Genomic DNA, 19,448 nt, shown 5'->3' with positions numbered 1-19,448 from the left:
CTTACTCGAACGCAGGCCGGGTGTAGAAGCAGACCGCGATCATGCCGACGACCAACACTGCGGCGGGCAGGATCAACGACTGCGCCATCGCGGCGGTGAAGCCGTCCCGCAGCATCTCGGGCACTCGGCCGGCGAATTCGTTTGCCCCCGAAGCCGATCCACCGGTAGGTAGTTCGGCGGCCAAGCGCGATTGGATGAGCGCGCCGATGCCCGCACTACCGAGCACGGAGCCGATCATGCGGGTGGTGTTGTAGATACCCGAACCTGCGCCCGCCTGACTCATCGGCAGGTTACGAGTTGCGGTGGCCGCCAACGGAGACCAGATCAACGCGTTCGCCACGCCCATCGCCGCGATGGGCAGAAGCAGCTTCCAGATCGCGGTGGTGGGCGTCATCTCGTACGCGAACCACAGCAGCGAGGCCGCCAGGATGAACAATCCGGAACCAGCGATGTAGCGGGGATGCGTCTTGTCGACGAGCTTGCCGACATTGGGGGCGAGAATGCCGGTCAGCAGCGCCATCGGGACGAACAGCAGTGCCGAACGGGTAGGGGTGAGCCCGGTGACGCTCTGCGCGTAGAACATGATCGGCAGCATCATGCCGGACATCGCGAAACCCATTGCGGCGATACCGATATTGGAGAGCGAGAAATTGCGATCACGGAAGAGCGCCAACGGGACCAGCGGTTCGCTCTTGTTCACCGCCTGCCAGTAGACGAACCCGGCGAAGACGAGCAGGCCGGTGCCGATGAGGATCCAGATGCCCGTTCCCCAGTCGTACTTCTGTCCCTCCTGGATACCGAACACGATGCAGAACAGTCCGATGGCGCTCAACGCCACGCCGAGCAGATCGAACTTGTGATCGTGGGTGGGCAGCACGGGAACGAACTTCAGCGCCAACACGATTGCGAGAACACCGACCGGCAGATTGATGAAGAAGATCCACTCCCAGCCGAGCGAGTCGACCAGGACGCCGCCGAGGATCGGGCCGACGAGTGTCGCCACGCCTGCAACGGCGCCCCACGCGCCCATGGCCGTTCCGCGCTTCTCGGCGGGGAACACCCGGGTGATCACGGCCATCGTCTGCGGGGTGATCATCGCAGCACCGAGACCCTGGACCGCACGCGCGGCGATGAGCATCTCGATGGACCCGGAGAGGCCACACCAGGCGGACGCGAGTGTGAACAGAACGAGGCCGGCGATATAGAGATTTCGGGGACCGAACTTGTCACCGAGACGCCCGGTGACGAGCAGCGGCACCGCGTAGGCCAGCAGATACGCGCTGGTCACCCAGATGACGTTGTTGATGTCGGTGTTCAGGCCCGTGAGGATCGCCGGCTGCGCGACTGCCACGATGGTGGTGTCGACCAGAATCATGAAGAAGCCCAGGCACAGCGCCCACAGGGCGGGCCACGGCTTGATCTCTCGTTGTGGCGGAGCGGTCTCGACGACGTTCATGTGCTCTCCTGGTTTCGATCCGTCAGGGTCGTGTGGTGTGTGGATATCTCGTGCGGCCACGCCAGCTCGCCACTGTCGACCCGAGCGATGTAACTCGTCAACCAGTTCACTTCGGCTGACAACATGTGGTACGTGTAATCGATTCCGGCCCAGTAGATTTCGGATATGTTGCGGTCGGCCGCCAACCGCTGATAGCCGGACAGTTCCTCGATCTCCACCTCGAGGTCCTCGATACGTGCGCGGAGCAACGCGATCGCCTCGGACGCCGCCAGGTTGTGCATCTCGGACAGGCCGAGGGTGAACTGCGGATATTCACGCACCGGGGTGCGGAGAATCTCGGTGAGGCGATCGACGAGAACTCGTCGGCCTGCGGGCGTGATCTCGTACGTGGTGCGTTCGGGTCGGTTGCCGCCGCGGTCGGTGCCGACCTCGGCGACCAGCGCCTGCCCGTGGAGGCGAGCAACGGCGTGGTAGAGCGATCCGGGTCGAACCTTGACGATCCGATCCTCTTTGCGCTCCAACAGAAGTTGATACATCTCGTAGGGATGCATCGGACTCTCGGACAACAGGGCGAGAACCGAGACGCCCAGCGGGTTCACTGCCTCGCCTCGCATCGAACCTCACCTCAGATCTGAATGTCCCGACTGAATTATTCCAGTTGGAATATAGAACAATAGAACTGGGATTGACAACCCGGACAATGCTCTGACCTGGGGATTATCCGGACATAGAGACGAAAAAGGACACCGACCGCAGTCGATGTCCCGTTCGAACAGACGAAGGCCGGATACTCGGAATTTCTTCCGTGTATCCGGCCCTGTCACCGAGTTTCTGGTGGAGATTACTTCGAGAAGGTCACTCCACCAGGAGAAATCGGGTTACGAAGCTTGAATCAGATGGCGCGGACGCCGGTAGCCTGGGGGCCCTTCTGACCCTGGCCCACCTCGAACTCCACGCGCTGGCCCTCGTCGAGCGACTTGAAGCCGCTACCCTGAATCTCCGAGTAATGAACGAAAACGTCCGGTCCGCCACCATCCTGCTCGATGAAGCCGAAGCCCTTTTCGCCGTTGAACCACTTCACACTGCCCTGCGTCATTCTGTAAACCTTCTGTAAGCGAGCTAGATCTTCACGTCGAAGCTCTAATCTCAAATGCGAGTCTGCCATCTATCGGCGCTGAGCGAAACACCGGGGGCAAAAAAGTTCGAAAGATTGCTTTGGGACGGTGAAACCGAAACGTCGCCCAGCGTCTCTGTGGCTAGGGTTTCAGACGTGGATCTCCCTCTTCTCGATGCCGGCCCGTTCGATCGCCACCGACTCGACATCGTCCGGTTGGCCTGGTGTCGACGGTTGCAGATGGACGATCGTGCCCTCGACACGGATGCGGACCGCGTCGAACATGTCGGTGCCACCGAAGACATCACCGTCCTGCGACTGGCCGAGACCACCCTGATCGCCGGTCCGTCCTGGGCCGTGGACGCCTCGCGGGCGATCGCCGGCCACGCCGGTATCGACCGCACCTGGATCTCGTCGCTGCTGGGCGATCGATCGGAGCGGTACGAGATCGGTACTCACACGCTCGCCTACGGGTCGGACATCGGCCACACCATCGACGTTCACGACCCGCTGATCTCCCACGACGCGGAGCACGCCCGCAACCTCGCCGCGCACTGCAGTGACGCCGACGTCGCCGAAGCATTCGGCGAACCGGTCTCGCGGAACTGGTTCACTCTGCTCGGCGATGACCGACCGGCCGACTCGGCGCACTCCCTTGCCTCGGCCGGCTACTCGGAGGAGCAGCTGATACTGGCCGACATGCGGGTCCTGACGGACCCGGACCATCGCCGGCGGGGCCACGCCCAGGTGGTCGGCAGGCTGGCAACCAACGACGCCATCGACGACGGCCTGATTCCGCAGTGGCGATCGCGACCGGAGAACGCCGTTGCTCGACGCCTCGCCGCGCGGCTGGGTTACGTCGAGATCGGCGTGTGTCACACCGCAGTGCTTCGCGCTGATCGAGGTTGAGTCGGCTCCGAACTGGGTAGCGTCGACAGAACAGTTCGATGCGAGGAGTGAACAGCATGGCCGACGATGCCGCCTACGTGAAGCCGGGTAAAGAATTCACGCGCGACACCAATTACATTCCGACTCGAATCACCGCGGACGGCCGGGACGGCTACCCGGTCGAGCCCGGTCGATATCGACTGATCGCCGCACGCGCCTGCCCGTGGGCGCATCGGTCCATCATCGTTCGTCGACTGCTCGGGCTCGAAGATGTGCTGTCCCTCGGCATTCCGGGACCGACACACGACCCACGCAGCTGGAACTTCCAGGAGGAGCCGGGCGGCGTCGACTCCGTTCTGCAGATCCAGAGGTTGCAGGACGCGTACTTCGCCCGCTTCCCGGACTACGAGCGCGGCATCACCGTCCCTGCCATCGTCGACGTCCCCACCGGCGAGGTCGTCACCAACGACTACCCACAGATCACCCTCGACCTGTCGACCGAGTGGACGCAGTACCACCGCGACGGAGCCCCGGAGCTGTACCCCGAGGCGCTGCGCGGCGAGATCGACGAGGTTGCCAATCTCGTGTTCCGAGACGTCAACAACGGCGTCTATCGCTGCGGATTCGCCGGCTCCCAGGAGGCGTACGACAAGGCCTACGACCGACTGTTCGCCCGCCTCGACTGGCTCGTCGAACGCTTGTCGACACAGCGCTACCTGGTCGGTGACCACATCACCGAGGCCGACGTGCGACTGTTCACCACGCTCGTGCGCTTCGATCCCGTCTATCACGGCCACTTCAAATGCAACCGGAGCAAGCTCAGCGAGATGCCGGTGCTGTGGAACTACGCACGCGACCTGTTCCAGACCCCCGGATTCGGCGACACCGTCGACTTCGACCACATCAAGCGGCACTACTACGAGGTGCACACCGACATCAATCCGTCGGGCATCGTGCCCAAGGGCCCGGACCTGACCGGTTGGCTCGAACCCCACGGTCGCGAATCCCTGGGAGGATCACCCTTCGGCGACGGCACCGCTCCCCCGCCGCCGAAGCCCGACGAGCTCGTTCCGCCCGATCACTGGGTGCGCTGACCCTCCGGATCGACCGGCCACCACACTCGCAACCGAAAGAGAGATCGATGGCAGGCAAAAAGGACGACGCACAGGTGGAGGTCGGGGGCGGAGGCAAGCTCGAACGCGCGCTGGTCAACATTCTCGACAACGCCAGCCGCCTGCAGGGACCCGCCGTCGACAAGTACGTCGCGCACGTGCGTCGAGCACACCCGTACGACACCCCGGCACAGATCATCGAACGCCTCGAGAAGCGGTTCCTGCTCGCGGTCACCGGCAGCGGCTCGGCAGTGGGCGGTGCCGCGGCGATCCCCGGCGTCGGGACCGCCGCCTCGCTCGCCGCGGTGGGTGCCGAAACCGCGTTCTTCATCGAGTCCTCGGCGCTGCTGACACTCTCGGTCGCGTCAGTGCACGGCATTCCCGTCGAGAACCACCAGCAACGGCGCGCTCTGGTGCTGTCGGTCGCGCTGGGCGAATCGGGCATGCAGATCGTGCAACGAACAGTCGGCAAGACGGCCAAGAACTGGGGCCCGCTGATCACCTCCCGTATCCCGGGCGGCTCGATGGCGACGATGAACAAGTCGCTGGTGAAGAAGTTCATCACCAAGTACCTCGCCAAACGCAGCGCGCTGTTGGTCGGCAAGATGCTGCCCGCCGGAATCGGTGCGGCGATCGGTGGCGCAGGCAACCGCGCGGTCGGCAAGGGTGTCATCAAGAACGCCCGCGACGCGTTCGGTCCGCCACCGGCCCGGTTCCCGGAGAATCGCATCATCGAGCCGGACGAATGAGCGCTCACGGAATCTTCACGAGTCGGACGCGTTGACACGAGCATGACTTCCACACCTGAACTCGGCACGTACGGCGTCTGGCGACTGCACTCGGCGTTCACTCCCGAACTGTCCCGGGCAATCGAGTCCTTCGGCTACGGAACGATCTGGCTCGGCGGCTCGCCGCCTGCGGATCTGACCACCACCGAGGAGATCCTCGACGCCACCGAGACCGTTGTCGTCGCGACCGGCATCGTCAACATCTGGTCGGACGCGGCCGCCGACGTCGCCGCGTCGTATCACCGGTTGGAAAAGAAGCATCCGGGACGGTTCGTCCTCGGAATCGGTGCAGGCCACCCGGAGGCGACGCAGGAGTACACCAAGCCGTACGACGCGCTCGTGGCGTATCTCGACGATCTGGACGAGGCCGGTGTGCCGGTGGAGCGGCGCGTCCTCGCCGCACTCGGGCCGAAGGTGCTCGCGCTTGCCGCCGACCGCACCGCCGGTGCGCATCCGTACCTGACCACCCCCGAGCACACCCGTGAGGCACGAGAAGCGTTGGGACCGAACAAGATTCTGGCCCCCGAACACAAGGTGGTCCTCGAATCGGATCCGGAGAAGGCGCGCTCGATCGGCCGGCCACCGGTCAACAACCCGTACCTGCATCTGCGCAACTACACCAACAATCTGAACCGACTCGGCTACTCCGACGAGGAGATCGGCGACGGCGGCAGCGACCGACTGATCGACGCGTTGGTTGCGCACGGCACGGCCGACGCGATCGCAGCACGATTGAACGAGCACCTCGACGCTGGTGCATCGCACGTGACACTGCACTCTCTACCCGACATGGCCGATCCACTCGAGACCTACCGAGAGATCGCCGCCGCGCTGCATCGCTGACGCGGAGGGCTCGTGTGCGAGTGGTCGGCCCGGATGTCGGTCACACCCCGTAGCCTCGTGTACCGGTTGCCGCGCGCAGCCGGTACACGAGGTGTTTCACGGTGAGGGGGAGTGCGCACGGATGACCAGCTACTCGGGAGCAGCGCTCGAAGCGCACGCACTGACCAAGCAGTTCGGTACTGTTCGCGCGGTCTCGGACCTGAGCTTCGCGGTTCCACGCGGAACCGTCACCGGATTCCTCGGCCCCAACGGATCGGGTAAATCGACGACACTGCGCATGCTCCTCGGGCTCGTTGCACCCACCTCCGGCGTCGGCCTCGTCAACGGCGTTCCGTTCCGCACGGCAACCCATCCGGCTCGCACGGTGGGAGCCGTCCTCGACTCGCTGAGCCTGCACCCCAAGCGCAGCGCTGCACATCACCTGAAGATCTACACCGCCGCGATCGGCGTACCCGACAGTCGCGCACACGACGTGCTGCACCTGGTGGGCCTCGGCGACGCCGCCGACCGCGCCGCGGGCGGATACTCCCTCGGCATGCGTCAACGCCTCACGTTGGCAACCGCGCTGCTGGGGGATCCGGAAATCCTCGTGCTCGACGAACCCGCGAACGGTCTCGACCCCGAGGGCATCGCCTGGCTGCGCGACTTCCTGAAGGCATTCGCCGCGTCGGGACGCACCGTGCTGGTGTCGAGTCACATCCTGCGCGAGATCGAGCAGACCGTCGACAATCTGGTGATCGTCAGCGCCGGTGCACTCGTCTACCAGGGATCCATCGCGCAACTGCGATCGACGCGTCCGAGCCGTGTACTCGTGGCCGCATCGGACCCCGCGGCATTGGCATTGGCGTTGGCATCGAATGGATTCAACGACAGCCAACTGCTGCCCGACGGACGCATCGGCGTCGCCGGTACCGACGCCGCAACGATCGCTCGCATCGCTGCCGACGCCCAGGTGACGATTTTCGGGACCACCGGTGAACACGTCGACCTCGAGCAGGTGTTCCTGTCGATGACCGCGGGTCAGTACAACGCTGCACCCGTTCAGCAGAATCCGTACGGCGGGCCGCCGCAGGGTTACGGCCCGCCGCCGGGTCACCACCAGGGCTACGGCCCGCCGCCCGGTTACGGTGCGCCGCAGAACTGGAACGGGGGTCCGCGATGAACGCGTTGCTGACGTCGGAGATCCGCAAGGTCACGACACTGAAATTCTGGTGGGCGCTGGCGATCGCACCGCTCGTCGTCGGAATCTTCGCTTCCGTCATCACGTCGGTGATCGCGAACCAGTTGGGCGAGTTCGAGGAAGACCTGGATATCTCGGGCGGGGTCGCCTCGATCGGCCTGTACGTCGCCGCCGGTGCCGCAATTCTGTTCGCAGGCATCTTCGGTGCCGTCAACACCGGAACCGAATTCCGCCACCAGACCATCACCACCAGCTTCCTCACCGCTCGTGGCCGAGACGGAGTGATCGCCGCCAAACTCATCGTCACTGCGCTGTTCGGCCTCGGATACGGGCTGGTGGTGCTGTTGGCCAGCCTGATCTGCCTGCTGATCTTCAACGAGCGGACCGTACTGCTCGACGGCGCGTTCATCGGCGTGGTGGCGTCGTGCCTCCTCGCCGTCGTGCTGTGGTCGCTGATCGGCGCCGGCCTCGGTCTGCTGCTCAAATCCCCGACGTGGGCTGCGGTCGTGCTCGTTGCCTGGCTGCCGTTCGGCGAGGGTCTGCTCTCGTTGATCCTGTTCGGAGTCGGGCTCGGATCGGTCGCCGTGGCGCTTCCGTCGAACCTGACTCTGCCGACGATGGCAGCGACTCAACTCGACGGCGCAGGCGACCTGGCGTCGTGGCCGTGGGCACCGCTCGGACTCGCGCTGTGGGCGGCGATCCTCGTCGGCGTCGGCTGGTTCCTGGCTCGAACCCGCGACATCGGCTGAGGTCTGCGGCAGGAGTGGAGCCTGCGGAACGACCCGGACGGGCGGGAGTGGAGCCTGCGGAACGACCCATACGAGCGGGAGTGGAGCCTGCGGAACGACCCGGACGGGCGGGAGTGGAGCCTGCGGAACGACCCGGGTATCCGGTCCCTGCGGTCGTAGGCGGACCGTGTCGGTTCTCGGGTCTACCGTGGTGAATCGATGGCACACAGTAATGCGGTGAAAGACCGTGCAGCGGCACCCCGACGCAGCTCGTCGACACTCGGTAGCGAAGAACCCGCGTCGAGTACCCGGCGTGGATGGATCAGACGTCTGATCGCGCAGTGCATGCTGCATCGCCGCACCGCACTGGGAGCCCTGGGCGTGACGATGATCGCGGCCGTCATCGACATTTCGTTCCCGCTGCTGACCCGAGTGGCGATCGACGACGCGACCGCAGGCAACGGCGAGAAGATCGCCACCGTTGCAGCCGCCATCGCTCTGTTGGGTCTGGTGCGGTTCGCGTGCCAATTCGGCCGACGCATGCTCGCCGGCCGGCTCTCGATCGACGTCCAGCACGATCTACGCCTCGACCTGCTCGCGTCACTGCAGCGGCTCGACGGGCGCAAGCAGGACGAAATCCGTACCGGTCAGGTCGTCTCGAGATCCATCACCGACCTTCAACTGGTGCAGGGGCTGCTGGCCATGGTGCCGTTGTCGGCGGGTGCCGTCCTGCAGTTCGTGCTGGCGCTGGTGGTCATGGCGTATCTGTCGCCGCTGCTCACGGTCGTCGCGGTCCTCATCGTTCCTGCGGTCGGCATCGTGGTCTACCGAATGCGGCCCACTCTCTTCGCGGCGACCTGGTCGGCTCAACAACGCGCTGCCGATCTGGCTCAGCACGTCGAGGAAACAGTCACCGGCGTCCGAGTGGTGAAGGGCTTCGGACAGGAAGCACGCGCGGTGGATCGCATCGAGACACTGGGGCGCACGCTGTTCGCCGAGCGGATGCGATCGGCCAGGATCAACTCGCGGTTCGCACCGTCGATGGCCACCATTCCTCAACTCGGGCTCGTCGGAGTCATCGCCCTCGGCGGCTATCTCGCCCTGCAGGGCCACATCACGATCGGCACGTTCCTGGCCTTCGCCACCTACGTCGCGACCCTGTCGGCCGTGACCCGCACCGTCTCGTCGGTGGTGATCATGGCTCAGCTCTCCCGTGCGGCCGTCGAGCGCGTCTACGAGGTGGTCGACACCGAGCCGTCCGACCCGGAACCGGCCGAACCCGTCGCGTTGCCCGACGGCCCGCTCGGGGTCCGTATCTCCGAGGTGACCTTCGGATTCGAGCCCGAACGCGACGTGCTCACCGGCCTGGACCTGACCATCTCGCCCGGCGAGACGGTGGCCGTCGTCGGCAACGCGGGCTCGGGAAAGACCGCACTCGCGCTGCTGCTCCCCCGCTTCTACCGCCCCTCTCGGGGACAGATTGCGCTGACGTCCGACGGAACGTCGATCGATATCGACGACCTCGACTCGACGTCACTACGCGAGGCGATCTCGCTGGTGTTCGACGAGCCGTTCCTCTTCTCCGACACCATCGCCGCCAACATCGCGCTCGGCAGGCCCGACGCGACAGCGGAGGACATCGAGCGTGCAGCACGGCTGGCGCAGGCCTCCAACTTCATCGACGCGCTGCCCGAGGGATACGACAGCCTCGTCGGTGAACGCGGACTCACCCTGTCCGGAGGTCAGCGCCAACGCATCGCACTGGCCCGCGCTCTTCTCGTCGAGCCGCGAATTCTGATCCTGGACGACGCCACCTCCGCTGTGGACGCCGAGACCGAGGCCGCCATCTTCGACGCGTTGCGCGGCGTCCGCACGCGCGCGACTCTCGTTCTCGCTCATCGCCGCTCGACCCTGACCCTGGCCGACCGCGTCGCCGTGCTCGACAACGGCCGCATCATCGACACCGGAACGGTCGACGAACTGGATCAGCGTTGTCCGTTGTTCCGGGCTCTCCTGGCCGGAGGAGACGGCGAACTCGACGACGCCCCCGGCGCGGAGCCGATCGTGGACCCGTCCGCCGACACCCTCTGGCCCGATTCGCCGCCGGAGGCGACGGTCGCACCCGGCGCAACCGCGACACCCGCGCCCGGAGGTGGAGGTGGTCACGGAACTGCGATGGCCGGGGCATTCGGCTCACTCGCACCCACGCCGGCCATCTCCCGGGCAGTCGCGGCCCTGCCTCCCGCTACCGAGGATCCGGGCACATCGGGATCCGACCTGCGTCGACCCGACCCTGAATTTCGGCTGTCCAGACTGCTGAGCCCGGTGCGCTCGTTGCTCGCAGCGGTTGTGGTGCTCCTCGCGCTGGACTCACTGGCCTCGATCGCCTTCCCTTCGCTCGTTCGCTATGCGGTGGACAGCGGAGTGGCGAGCGGAGACCCGAACACGCTGTGGATCGCCACGTCGATCGGCGTCGTGTTGGCAGCGGCGAGTTGGTTCGTCGTCTGTTGGACGACGGTCATCACTGCGCGGGCAGGCGAGCGAGTCCTCTTCGGTCTCCGTGTGCGTAGCTACGCGCACATTCAGCGGCTCGGCCTCGACTACTACGAGCGTGAGCTCTCGGGTCGCATCATGACCCGAATGACCACCGACGTCGATGCACTGTCGTCGTTCATTCAGACCGGGGCGTCGACCGCTGTGGTGAGCGTGTTGACCGTCGTCGGTATAGCGGCCGCCCTGCTCGTCACGGACCCCACTCTGGGCCTGGTGGCGTTGGCGGTCGTACCACCCCTCGCCGTGGCCACCGTGATATTCCGGCGCATCTCCTCGGCGGCGTACTCGACGTCCCGTGAGCGCATCTCGATCGTCAACGCCGACTTCCAGGAGAACGTCACGGGACTGCGCGCCGCACAGGCGTATCGGCGCGAGGAGTACGCCGCAACCCGGTTCGCCGAACGCTCCGACCGCTACCGGGCGAGCCGAATGCGATCGCAGACCGCGATCTCGGTGTTCTTCCCTCTCATCACGTTGCTCTCCGACGTCGCCCTCGCCGTCGTCGTGTTCGTCGGCGCACATCAGATCGCCACCGGCACCACCACCGCGGGCACCCTCGTCGCGTTCGTGCTCTATCTCGGGCTGCTCTTCGGACCGATCCAGCAGCTCTCGCAGGTGTTCGACGGTTACCAGCAGGCACGTGTCGGTGTCGGCCGGATCGGGGATCTGCTGCGCACCACCAGCTCCATCGAAACTGCCACCGCCGCGCACGCCACAGCCCTCCCCGGCGGACGTCTGCGCGCCGACATCGATCTCGTCGACGTCGGTTTCCGCTACGCCGGAGCCCAGAGCGACGCGCTGAGTGAGGTAAATCTCACGATTCCCGCCGGCACCACCGTCGCGCTGGTCGGACGCACCGGCGCGGGCAAATCCACCGTGGTGAAACTGCTGGCCCGCTTCTACGATCCGACCTCCGGATCGGTGCGCGTCGGCGGCCACGATCTACGTGACTATCGCCTCTCGGACTACCGGCACCGACTCGGCGTCGTACCGCAGGAAGCGCACCTCTTCACCGGAACAGTCGCGTCGAACATCGCCTACGGCAGGCCCGACGCCACCCGCGCCGACATCGAGAACGCTGCCCGCTCGGTGGGTGCTCTGAGCACCATCGCTGCACTTCGCGGCGGTATGCACCAACCCGTCGGCGAGCGCGGGCAAGGGCTGTCCGCGGGTCAACGGCAGCTGATCGCACTGGCCAGGGCCGAGTTGGTCGACCCCGACCTTCTCCTGCTCGACGAGGCCACCGCCACGCTCGATCCGGCGACCGAACGCACCGTGCTGGCAGCCAGCAGCGCCGTCGCCCGGACCCGAACCGCAGTGGTCGTCGCGCACCGCTTGGCGACCGCCGCACGAGCAGACCTGATCGTGGTGGTCGACGGCGGCCGTATCGTGGAAGTAGGTCGACATTCGGAGCTCCGCACGCGGGGCGGCTTCTACGCGCAACTGTGGACTGCAGCCGAAACGAACCGAGGGAATAATTCGATAGTCCAAGGAGTCATCGACAACGAGGCCGATGGTTACCGGTGAGTACATATCACAGCTACGTCCCGGACGCACGTGAGCTGGACCAACGGTCTAGCCTGGACACGTACGCGCGCTGAACGGGAACGAAGACAGAAACGAGGCGAACTACTGCCGTGAGCAGCAGCTCTACTACCCAATTCGGACAAAATCAATGGCTGGTCGACGAGATGTACCAGCGATTCAAGCAGGACCCTTCATCCGTCGACGCGAGCTGGCACGAGTTTCTGACCGGTTACGACCCCGATGCCGTGACCGACGAGACCGCCGGATCCAACGGTGCGGCCGGCAACGGCGCAGCCTCGAACGGTAGCTCCACCAAGTCCGCGCCTCCCGCAGCTCCCGCGCCACCAGCCAAGCCGGCCGCCTCTGCTCCCGACAAGACCGACGCGCCGAAGGCCGCAGCACCCAAGGCCGCCGCTCCCAAGGCCGAGGCCTCGAAGCCCGCCGCTGCCGCCAAGCCTGCCGAGAAGAAGGCAGCGCCTGCGAAGTCCGCTCCCGCAAAGCCCGCCGCAGCCGAGTTCGGTGAAGAGTCGAGCAAGATTCTGCGCGGCGCTGCCGCAGCGGTGGCGAAGAACATGTCCGCCTCGTTGCAGATTCCGACCGCGACCAGCGTGCGTGCAATCCCGGCCAAGCTCATGGTCGACAACCGCCTCGTGATCAACAACCATCTCGCTCGCACCCGCGGCGGCAAGATCTCGTTCACGCACCTGCTCGGCTACGCCATCGTGCAGGCCGTCAAGGCGTTCCCGAACATGAACCGCCACTTCGCCGAGGTCGACGGCAAGCCGAACGCCATCACTCCGGCAGCGATCAACCTCGGTCTCGCGATCGACCTGCCCGGCAAGGACGGCAACCGTTCCCTCGTCGTCGCGGCCATCAAGAACACGCAGGACTTCACGTTCACGCAGTTCTACAACGCGTACGAGGACATCGTGCGTCGTGCTCGCGACGGCAAGCTCACCGGTGAGGACTTCCAGGGCGTCACCATCTCGCTGACCAACCCCGGTGGAATCGGAACCGTGCACTCGGTGCCGCGTCTGATGAACGGCCAGGGAGCCATCATCGGTGCAGGTGCCATGGAGTACCCGGCAGAGTTCCAGGGAGCCAGTGACGAGCGTCTCGCCGAGTTCGGCGTCGGCAAGCTCATGACGCTGACCTCGACGTACGACCACCGCATCATTCAGGGTGCAGAGTCGGGCGACTTCCTCAAGACGATCCACAACCTGCTGATCAGCGACGAGTTCTACGACGAGCTGTTCCACTCGCTCAAGATCCCCTACGAGCCGATTCGCTGGCGCAAGGATCTGCCCGAGGGCACGGTCGACAAGAACACTCGCGTGCTCGAACTCATCGCGGCGTACCGCAACCGCGGTCACCTGATGGCCGACACCGATCCGTTGCAGTTCACCAAGGACAAGTTCCGGATGCACCCGGACCTCGACGTGATCAGCCACGACCTCACGCTGTGGGATCTCGACCGCGAATTCAAGGTCGGCGGATTCCACGGCAAGGACAAGATGAAGCTGCGGGACGTGCTCAGCGTTCTGCGTGACTCGTACTGCCGCCACGTGGGCGTCGAGTACACCCACATCCTCGAGACCGAGCAGGTCACCTGGCTGCAGGAGCGCGTCGAGGCCAAGCACGTCAAACCGACTGTGGCGCAACAGAAGTACATCCTGAGCAAGCTCAACGCAGCCGAGGCGTTCGAGACGTTCCTGCAGACCAAGTACGTCGGGCAGAAGCGCTTCTCGCTCGAAGGTGCCGAGTCGGTCATCCCGATGATGGACTCCGTCATCGACCAGAGCGCCGAGTACGCCCTCGACGAGGTCGTCATCGGTATGCCGCACCGCGGCCGACTGAACGTGCTCGCCAACATCGTCGGCAAGCCCTACTCGAAGATCTTCACCGAGTTCGAGGGCAACATGAACCCGGCCGCCGCACACGGCTCCGGCGACGTGAAGTACCACCTCGGTGCCGAGGGCACGTACATCCAGATGTTCGGTGACAACGACATCAAGGTCTCGCTCACCGCGAACCCGTCGCACCTCGAAGCCGTCGACCCGGTTCTCGAAGGCCTCGTCCGCGCCAAGCAGGACCTGCTGGACAAGGGCACCGGCCAGGGCGGCTACTCCGTCCTGCCGCTGATGCTGCACGGAGACGCTGCATTCGCAGGCCAGGGCGTCGTCGCCGAGACGCTGAACCTGTCCGACCTGCGGGGCTACCGCACCGGCGGCACCGTGCACATCGTCGTCAACAACCAGGTCGGCTTCACCACGTCACCGGAGTTCTCGCGTTCGTCCGAGTACTGCACCGATGTGGCGAAGATGATCGCCGCGCCGATCTTCCACGTCAACGGCGACGACCCCGAGGCCTGCGCCTGGGTGGCTCAGCTGGCGGTGGACTTCCGTCAGAAGTTCCACAAGGACGTCGTCATCGACATGATCTGCTACCGCCGTCGCGGCCACAACGAGGGCGACGACCCCTCGATGACGCAGCCTGCGATGTACGACGTCATCGACACCAAGCGCAGCGTCCGCAAGAGCTACACCGAATCGCTCATCGGCCGTGGAGACATCTCGCTCAAGGAAGCCGAGGACGCACTCCGCGACTACCAGGGCCAGCTCGAACGCGTCTTCAACGAGGTACGCGAACTCGAGAAGTACACCCCGGAGCCCAGCGAATCGGTCGAACTCGACCAGCAGTTGCCTGCCAAGCTCACCACGGCCGTCGACAAGGCCGTGCTGCACCGCATCGGCGACGCGCACCTCGACGTTCCCGACGGATTCAACGTGCACCCGCGCGTCAAGCCGGTGCTCGAGAAGCGTCGCGAGATGGCGCACGAGGGCAAGGTCGACTGGGCCTTCGGCGAACTGTTGGCGCTCGGATCGTTGGTCGACGAGGGACGCAACATCCGCTTCTCCGGCCAGGACACCCGCCGCGGCACGTTCACCCAGCGCCACTCGGTGATCATCGACCGCAAGACCGGCGCCGAGTACACGCCGCTGCAGAACATCGGCAGCGACAACCCCGGCAAGTTCATGGTCTACGACTCCGCGCTCAGCGAGTTCGCAGCCGTCGGCTTCGAGTACGGCTACTCGGTGGGCAACCCGGACGCACTGGTGATGTGGGAAGCGCAGTTCGGCGACTTCGTAAACGGCGCGCAGTCCATCATCGATGAGTTCATCTCGTCCGGTGAAGCCAAGTGGGGCCAGCTCTCCGACGTCGTGCTGCTCCTGCCGCACGGCCACGAAGGTCAGGGTCCCGACCACACGTCCGGACGCATCGAACGCTTCCTGACACTGTGCGCCGAGGGCTCGATGACCGTCGCACTCCCCTCGACCCCCGCCAACTACTTCCACCTGCTGCGCAGGCACGCGCGTGACGGCATCCGTCGCCCGCTGATCGTCTTCACCCCGAAGTCGATGCTGCGCAACAAGGCAGCAGTGAGCAACATCGAGGACTTCACCGACGGCAAGTTCCACTCGGTGTTCGACGAGCCCACCTACGACACCGGCACCGGTGACCGCAGCGCGGTCAAGCGAGTACTGATGGTCAGCGGCAAGCTCTACTACGAACTGCTCGCTCGCAAGCAGAAGGACAACCGCGACGACGTCGCGATCGTTCGCGTCGAGCAGCTCTACCCCGTGCCGGTCCGCCGCATCAGGGAAGCACTCGAAAGCTACCCGAACGCAACGGAATTCCGTTGGGTTCAGGAAGAGCCTGCGAACCAGGGTGCCTGGCCGTTCTTCGGTCTCGCACTGCCCGAGCTCATGCCCGAGAAGCTGGTCGGCATCAAGCGCATCTCGCGTCGCGCAATGTCCGCCCCGTCGTCGGGCTCGAGCAAGGTGCACGCAGTCGAGCAACTCGAAATCATCGACGAGGCCTTCAACGCAGTCGGCGAAGGCTAGAAACACTCGATAACAACAGCGGCCCACTTCTTCGGAAGTGGGCCGCTGTTGTCGTTGCTGGGCTCCCCGTTCCGCGTCAATGGACCATTGCATACGTCTGAGCTGTGCAACGGTCCATTCATGCAGAGTCAGCGGCTGCGTGAATGGACCCCTGCATACGTCTGAGGAGTGCAAGGGTCCATTGACGCGTGCGGGGGGCGGGCGGGCGCGATCAGGTCTCAGGCGTCGGCGTCGCGTCGGCTCCCAGGAGTGCGGAGATCATCCCCGGTGCCAGTGCGACGGCGGGCAGGGCGTTGACGTTGAGGTCGATCAGTTCGTCGCGACTCAGCTCGGGAGCGGTGAGCCAGTTGATGGTCGTTTCCTCGACGAATGCGATCCAGCCGCGGACGGCCAACACGATGGTGGGGGTGACTTCGATGTCGAGTCCCCCGAGTTGCGCGACGGTTCGCTCGGCCATGGCGGAGCGGGTGTCCTCGAACACCGCGCGCATCTGTGGGTCGCCACTGGGGGTGCCGCGCAGGAGCGAGACGTACATCTGCCGCTTGTCGGTGACGTAATCGACGTAGTTCGCGATGGAATCGCGCAGAATCTCGTACGGTGGCAGCGACGGATCGGGTGCGGTGCGCTCGAGCATGACGCGCGAGGATTCACGCACGATCTCGAGGTGGAATTCCTGCTTGGAGGCGAAGTAGTGGAACAGAAGCCCTCGGGAGACGCCTGCTTGGTCTGCGATGTCCTCGACGGAGATCTGTTCGAGGGGGCGGTCGGCGAGCATCTCGGTGCCGAGGTCGATCAGTTGCGCTCGTCGTTGCTGCGGACTGAGTCTGGTCCTCTTCGTTGTCGATGTGCCGGGGCTGTTCACGAACGCCATGCAACCACCCTACTGAATGTTAGTCAATAACTATTGACTCACACTCAATAAGCTTCTACGCTCCCCTACATGAGTCTTCCCGTAACAGATACTTCGGACCGTGCAACGACGCCGCGTCACGTCGATACGCTGATCATCGGCAGCGGATTCGCCGGCCTCGGTGCCGCGATAAAGCTGACGAAGGCAGGCAAGAAGGACTTCGTCGTCATCGAACGCGGCCACGACGTCGGCGGCACCTGGCGCGACAACACCTACCCCGGTGCCGCCTGCGACGTGCCGTCACACCTGTACTCCTACTCGTTCGCGCTGAACCCGGACTGGACGCGCTCGTTCTCGACGCAGCCCGAGATCCAGAAGTACATCGCCGGGGTGGCGCGCAAGTACGGCGTCATGGACAAGCACGTGTTCGGTACGGATGTGACCTCGGCACGCTGGAACGCCGAGACGAGCCGCTGGGATGTCGAGACCACCACCGGCAACTACACCGCCAAGATCGTCGTCTCGGCCGTCGGCGCGCTGTGTGAGCCGAACCTGCCCGACATCAAGGGAATTCACGACTTCAAGGGCGACGTCTTCCATTCGGCTCAGTGGAATCACGACGTCTCGCTCGCAGGCAAGCGCGTCGCCGTCATCGGGACCGGCGCGTCGGCGATCCAGATCGTGCCCGCCATCGCAGGCCAGGTGGAGCACCTGGACGTGTACCAGCGCACCGCGCCGTGGATCCTGCCCCGCGCGGACCGCCCGTACACCAAGCTCGAGCGCTTCGCCTTCAAGCACGTTCCCGGTTTCCAGCGCCTCTCCCGCACCGGCATCTACGCGATGCGCGAGACCCAGGTCGTCGGGCTGGCCAAGGCCCCGGCCTTCATGAAGCCGCTGCAGTGGGCGTCGGAGAATCACCTGCGCACCCAGATCAAGGACAAGGCGCTGCGCGCCAAGGTCACCCCGAACTTCCGCATCGGCTGCAAGCGCATGTTGATCTCGAACGCGTACTACCCGGCACTCGCTCAGAGCAACGTCGACCTCGTCACCGACGGCATCGCCGAGGTGCGCGAAGGATCGATCGTCACCAAGGACGGCACCGAGCGCCCGATCGATGCGCTCGTCGTCGCGACCGGGTTCCACGTCACCGACTCCCCCGCGTACCACGGCATCACCGGCAAGGACGGCCGCACACTGGCCCAAACCTTCGAGGACGGTGGACAGCAGGGTTACAAGGGCGCGGCCGTCGCGAACTTCCCCAACATGTTCTTCCTGGTGGGCCCCAACACCGGTCTGGGCCACACGTCGATGGTGTTCATGATCGAGTCGCAGATCAACTACCTGGTCGACGCATTGAACACGATCGACAAGCACGACATCGGCACCATCGAGGTGCGCAAGGACGTGCAGGACGAATACAACGTGACGCTGCAGGATCAGCTCGCCAAGAGCGTCTGGATGAACGGCGGGTGCGCCAGCTGGTACCTCGACAAGCACGGCAACAACACGACGCTGTGGCCGGGCTTCACCTTCGAGTTCCGCCGAATCACCAGGAACTTCGATCTCGATGCGTACCGTAGCGTCGCTACCGCAGACCTGCCCTCCGGATCGTCGGCGAACAACTCCGCCGGCAACAACACAGACAAGGTGTCCGCACGATGAGCACATTCACAGGCAAGGTGGCCGTCGTCACCGGCGCGGGCTCGGGAATCGGCCGCGCGCTGGCCCTCGAACTGGCCGGACGCGGAGCGAAGTTGGCTCTGTCCGACGTCGACACCGCCGGACTCGACGAGACCGTTCGACGGGTCGAGGCGTTGGGTGCCGAGGTCAAATCGGATTTCTTGGACGTTTCCCAGCGCGAGACCGTGCTGGATTACGCCGAGGCCGTCGTCGCGCATTTCGGCAAGGTCAACCAGATCTACAACAACGCCGGTATCGCGTACCACGGTGACGTCGAAAAATCCTCGTTCAAGGACATCGAGCGCATCGTCGACGTCGACTTCTGGGGAGTCGTCAACGGCACCAAGGCATTTCTGCCGCACATCCAGGCCTCCGGCGACGGACACATCATCAACATCTCCAGCCTCTTCGGCCTGTTGGCAATGCCGTCGCAGTCCGCGTACAACGCGGCGAAGTTCGCCGTCCGCGGGTTCAGCGAATCGTTGCGGATGGAGATGCTGATCGCCAAGGCTCCGGTGAAGGTGACCGTGGTGCACCCCGGTGGCATCAAGACCGCCATCGCCCGCAACGCCACCGTCGCGGAGAACTTCGATCAGGCCGACGTGGCCAAGTTCTTCGACAGCAAGCTCGCCAAGACCACCCCGATCGACGCGGCGAAGACCATCCTCAAGGGCGTCGAGAAGGGCAAGGGGCGGGTGCTCATCGGGTCCGACGCCATTGCGCTCGATCTGCTGCAGCGCATCACCGGTTCGCGATACCAAGGCCTGATCGCCGCAGTGTCCAAGCGTGCCATGCCACGCTCCAAGAAGTAGGCGGGTCGCATC

At 64.9% G+C, this 19,448-nt stretch carries 14 protein-coding genes; 10 read left to right on the top strand and 4 right to left on the bottom strand.

All coding sequences use genetic code 11. The annotated features are described in order from the left end of the window. Nucleotide 1: 1 nt before the first annotated feature. The 3 genes from CH295_RS16655 to CH295_RS16645 all read right to left on the bottom strand — a co-directional run bounded on the left by CH295_RS16655 (nucleotide 2) and on the right by CH295_RS16645 (nucleotide 2,552). Entirely contained in the window at nucleotides 2–1,456 is a 1,455-nt protein-coding gene (locus CH295_RS16655; protein ID WP_094741321.1) for a DHA2 family efflux MFS transporter permease subunit, read from the bottom strand. Next, entirely contained in the window at nucleotides 1,453–2,070 is a 618-nt protein-coding gene (locus CH295_RS16650) for a PadR family transcriptional regulator (RefSeq protein ID WP_094741320.1), read from the bottom strand. The genes CH295_RS16655 and CH295_RS16650 overlap by 4 nt, the downstream gene beginning before the upstream one ends. A gap of 278 nt (nucleotides 2,071–2,348) precedes the next feature. Continuing rightward, nucleotides 2,349–2,552: a cold-shock protein gene (locus CH295_RS16645; protein ID WP_008714360.1), complete on the bottom strand. Its 204-nt coding sequence runs from the start codon at nucleotides 2,550–2,552 to the stop codon at nucleotides 2,349–2,351. Between the two features lie 174 nt (nucleotides 2,553–2,726). Here CH295_RS16645 and CH295_RS16640 point away from each other — a divergent pair, with 174 nt between their 5' ends. From CH295_RS16640 to CH295_RS16600, 8 genes are all read left to right on the top strand, one after another. Then, nucleotides 2,727–3,479, top strand: a complete 753-nt coding sequence (locus CH295_RS16640) for a GNAT family N-acetyltransferase (RefSeq protein WP_143546054.1) — start codon at nucleotides 2,727–2,729, stop codon at nucleotides 3,477–3,479. A gap of 56 nt (nucleotides 3,480–3,535) precedes the next feature. Next, nucleotides 3,536–4,552, top strand: coding sequence for a glutathione S-transferase family protein (locus CH295_RS16635; RefSeq protein ID WP_094741318.1), 1,017 nt, complete (start codon nucleotides 3,536–3,538; stop codon nucleotides 4,550–4,552). A gap of 47 nt (nucleotides 4,553–4,599) precedes the next feature. Further along, a complete protein-coding gene (locus CH295_RS16630; RefSeq protein ID WP_094633843.1) occupies nucleotides 4,600–5,319 on the top strand; it encodes a hypothetical protein in 720 nt (239 codons plus the stop codon). A 42-nt stretch (nucleotides 5,320–5,361) separates the two neighbouring features. After that, nucleotides 5,362–6,201 carry an LLM class F420-dependent oxidoreductase gene (locus CH295_RS16625; protein WP_094741317.1) on the top strand — a complete coding sequence of 280 codons (840 nt, stop codon included), beginning with the start codon at nucleotides 5,362–5,364 and terminating at the stop codon, nucleotides 6,199–6,201. Nucleotides 6,202–6,322: 121 nt separating this feature from the next. Next, on the top strand, nucleotides 6,323–7,363 hold the full coding sequence (locus CH295_RS16620; RefSeq protein ID WP_094633845.1) for an ABC transporter ATP-binding protein: 1,041 nt from the start codon (nucleotides 6,323–6,325) through the stop codon (nucleotides 7,361–7,363). Continuing rightward, nucleotides 7,360–8,130, top strand: coding sequence for an ABC transporter permease (locus CH295_RS16615; RefSeq protein WP_037190341.1), 771 nt, complete (start codon nucleotides 7,360–7,362; stop codon nucleotides 8,128–8,130). Before CH295_RS16620 ends, CH295_RS16615 begins: the two co-directional genes overlap by 4 nt. Nucleotides 8,131–8,328: 198 nt before the next feature. Beyond that, a complete protein-coding gene (locus CH295_RS16605; RefSeq protein WP_502694506.1) occupies nucleotides 8,329–12,189 on the top strand; it encodes an ABC transporter ATP-binding protein in 3,861 nt (1,286 codons plus the stop codon). A 110-nt stretch (nucleotides 12,190–12,299) separates the two neighbouring features. Then, entirely contained in the window at nucleotides 12,300–16,094 is a 3,795-nt protein-coding gene (locus CH295_RS16600) for a multifunctional oxoglutarate decarboxylase/oxoglutarate dehydrogenase thiamine pyrophosphate-binding subunit/dihydrolipoyllysine-residue succinyltransferase subunit (RefSeq protein WP_094741316.1), read from the top strand. Between the two features lie 211 nt (nucleotides 16,095–16,305). Here the strand turns inward: CH295_RS16600 and CH295_RS16595 are convergent, their stop codons facing one another. Next, on the bottom strand, nucleotides 16,306–16,965 hold the full coding sequence (locus tag CH295_RS16595; protein WP_094633848.1) for a TetR/AcrR family transcriptional regulator: 660 nt from the start codon (nucleotides 16,963–16,965) through the stop codon (nucleotides 16,306–16,308). Between the two features lie 69 nt (nucleotides 16,966–17,034). Here CH295_RS16595 and CH295_RS16590 point away from each other — a divergent pair, with 69 nt between their 5' ends. Further along, nucleotides 17,035–18,606, top strand: a complete 1,572-nt coding sequence (locus tag CH295_RS16590) for a flavin-containing monooxygenase (RefSeq protein ID WP_037191600.1) — start codon at nucleotides 17,035–17,037, stop codon at nucleotides 18,604–18,606. Next, entirely contained in the window at nucleotides 18,603–19,436 is an 834-nt protein-coding gene (locus CH295_RS16585) for an SDR family NAD(P)-dependent oxidoreductase (protein WP_037191598.1), read from the top strand. Before CH295_RS16590 ends, CH295_RS16585 begins: the two co-directional genes overlap by 4 nt. Nucleotides 19,437–19,448 lie beyond the last annotated feature (12 nt).

This window comes from Rhodococcus sp. 14-2483-1-2, assembly GCF_002259405.1.
Taxonomy (GTDB): domain Bacteria; phylum Actinomycetota; class Actinomycetes; order Mycobacteriales; family Mycobacteriaceae; genus Rhodococcoides.
This window is presented reverse-complemented; position numbering and strand designations above follow the sequence as displayed.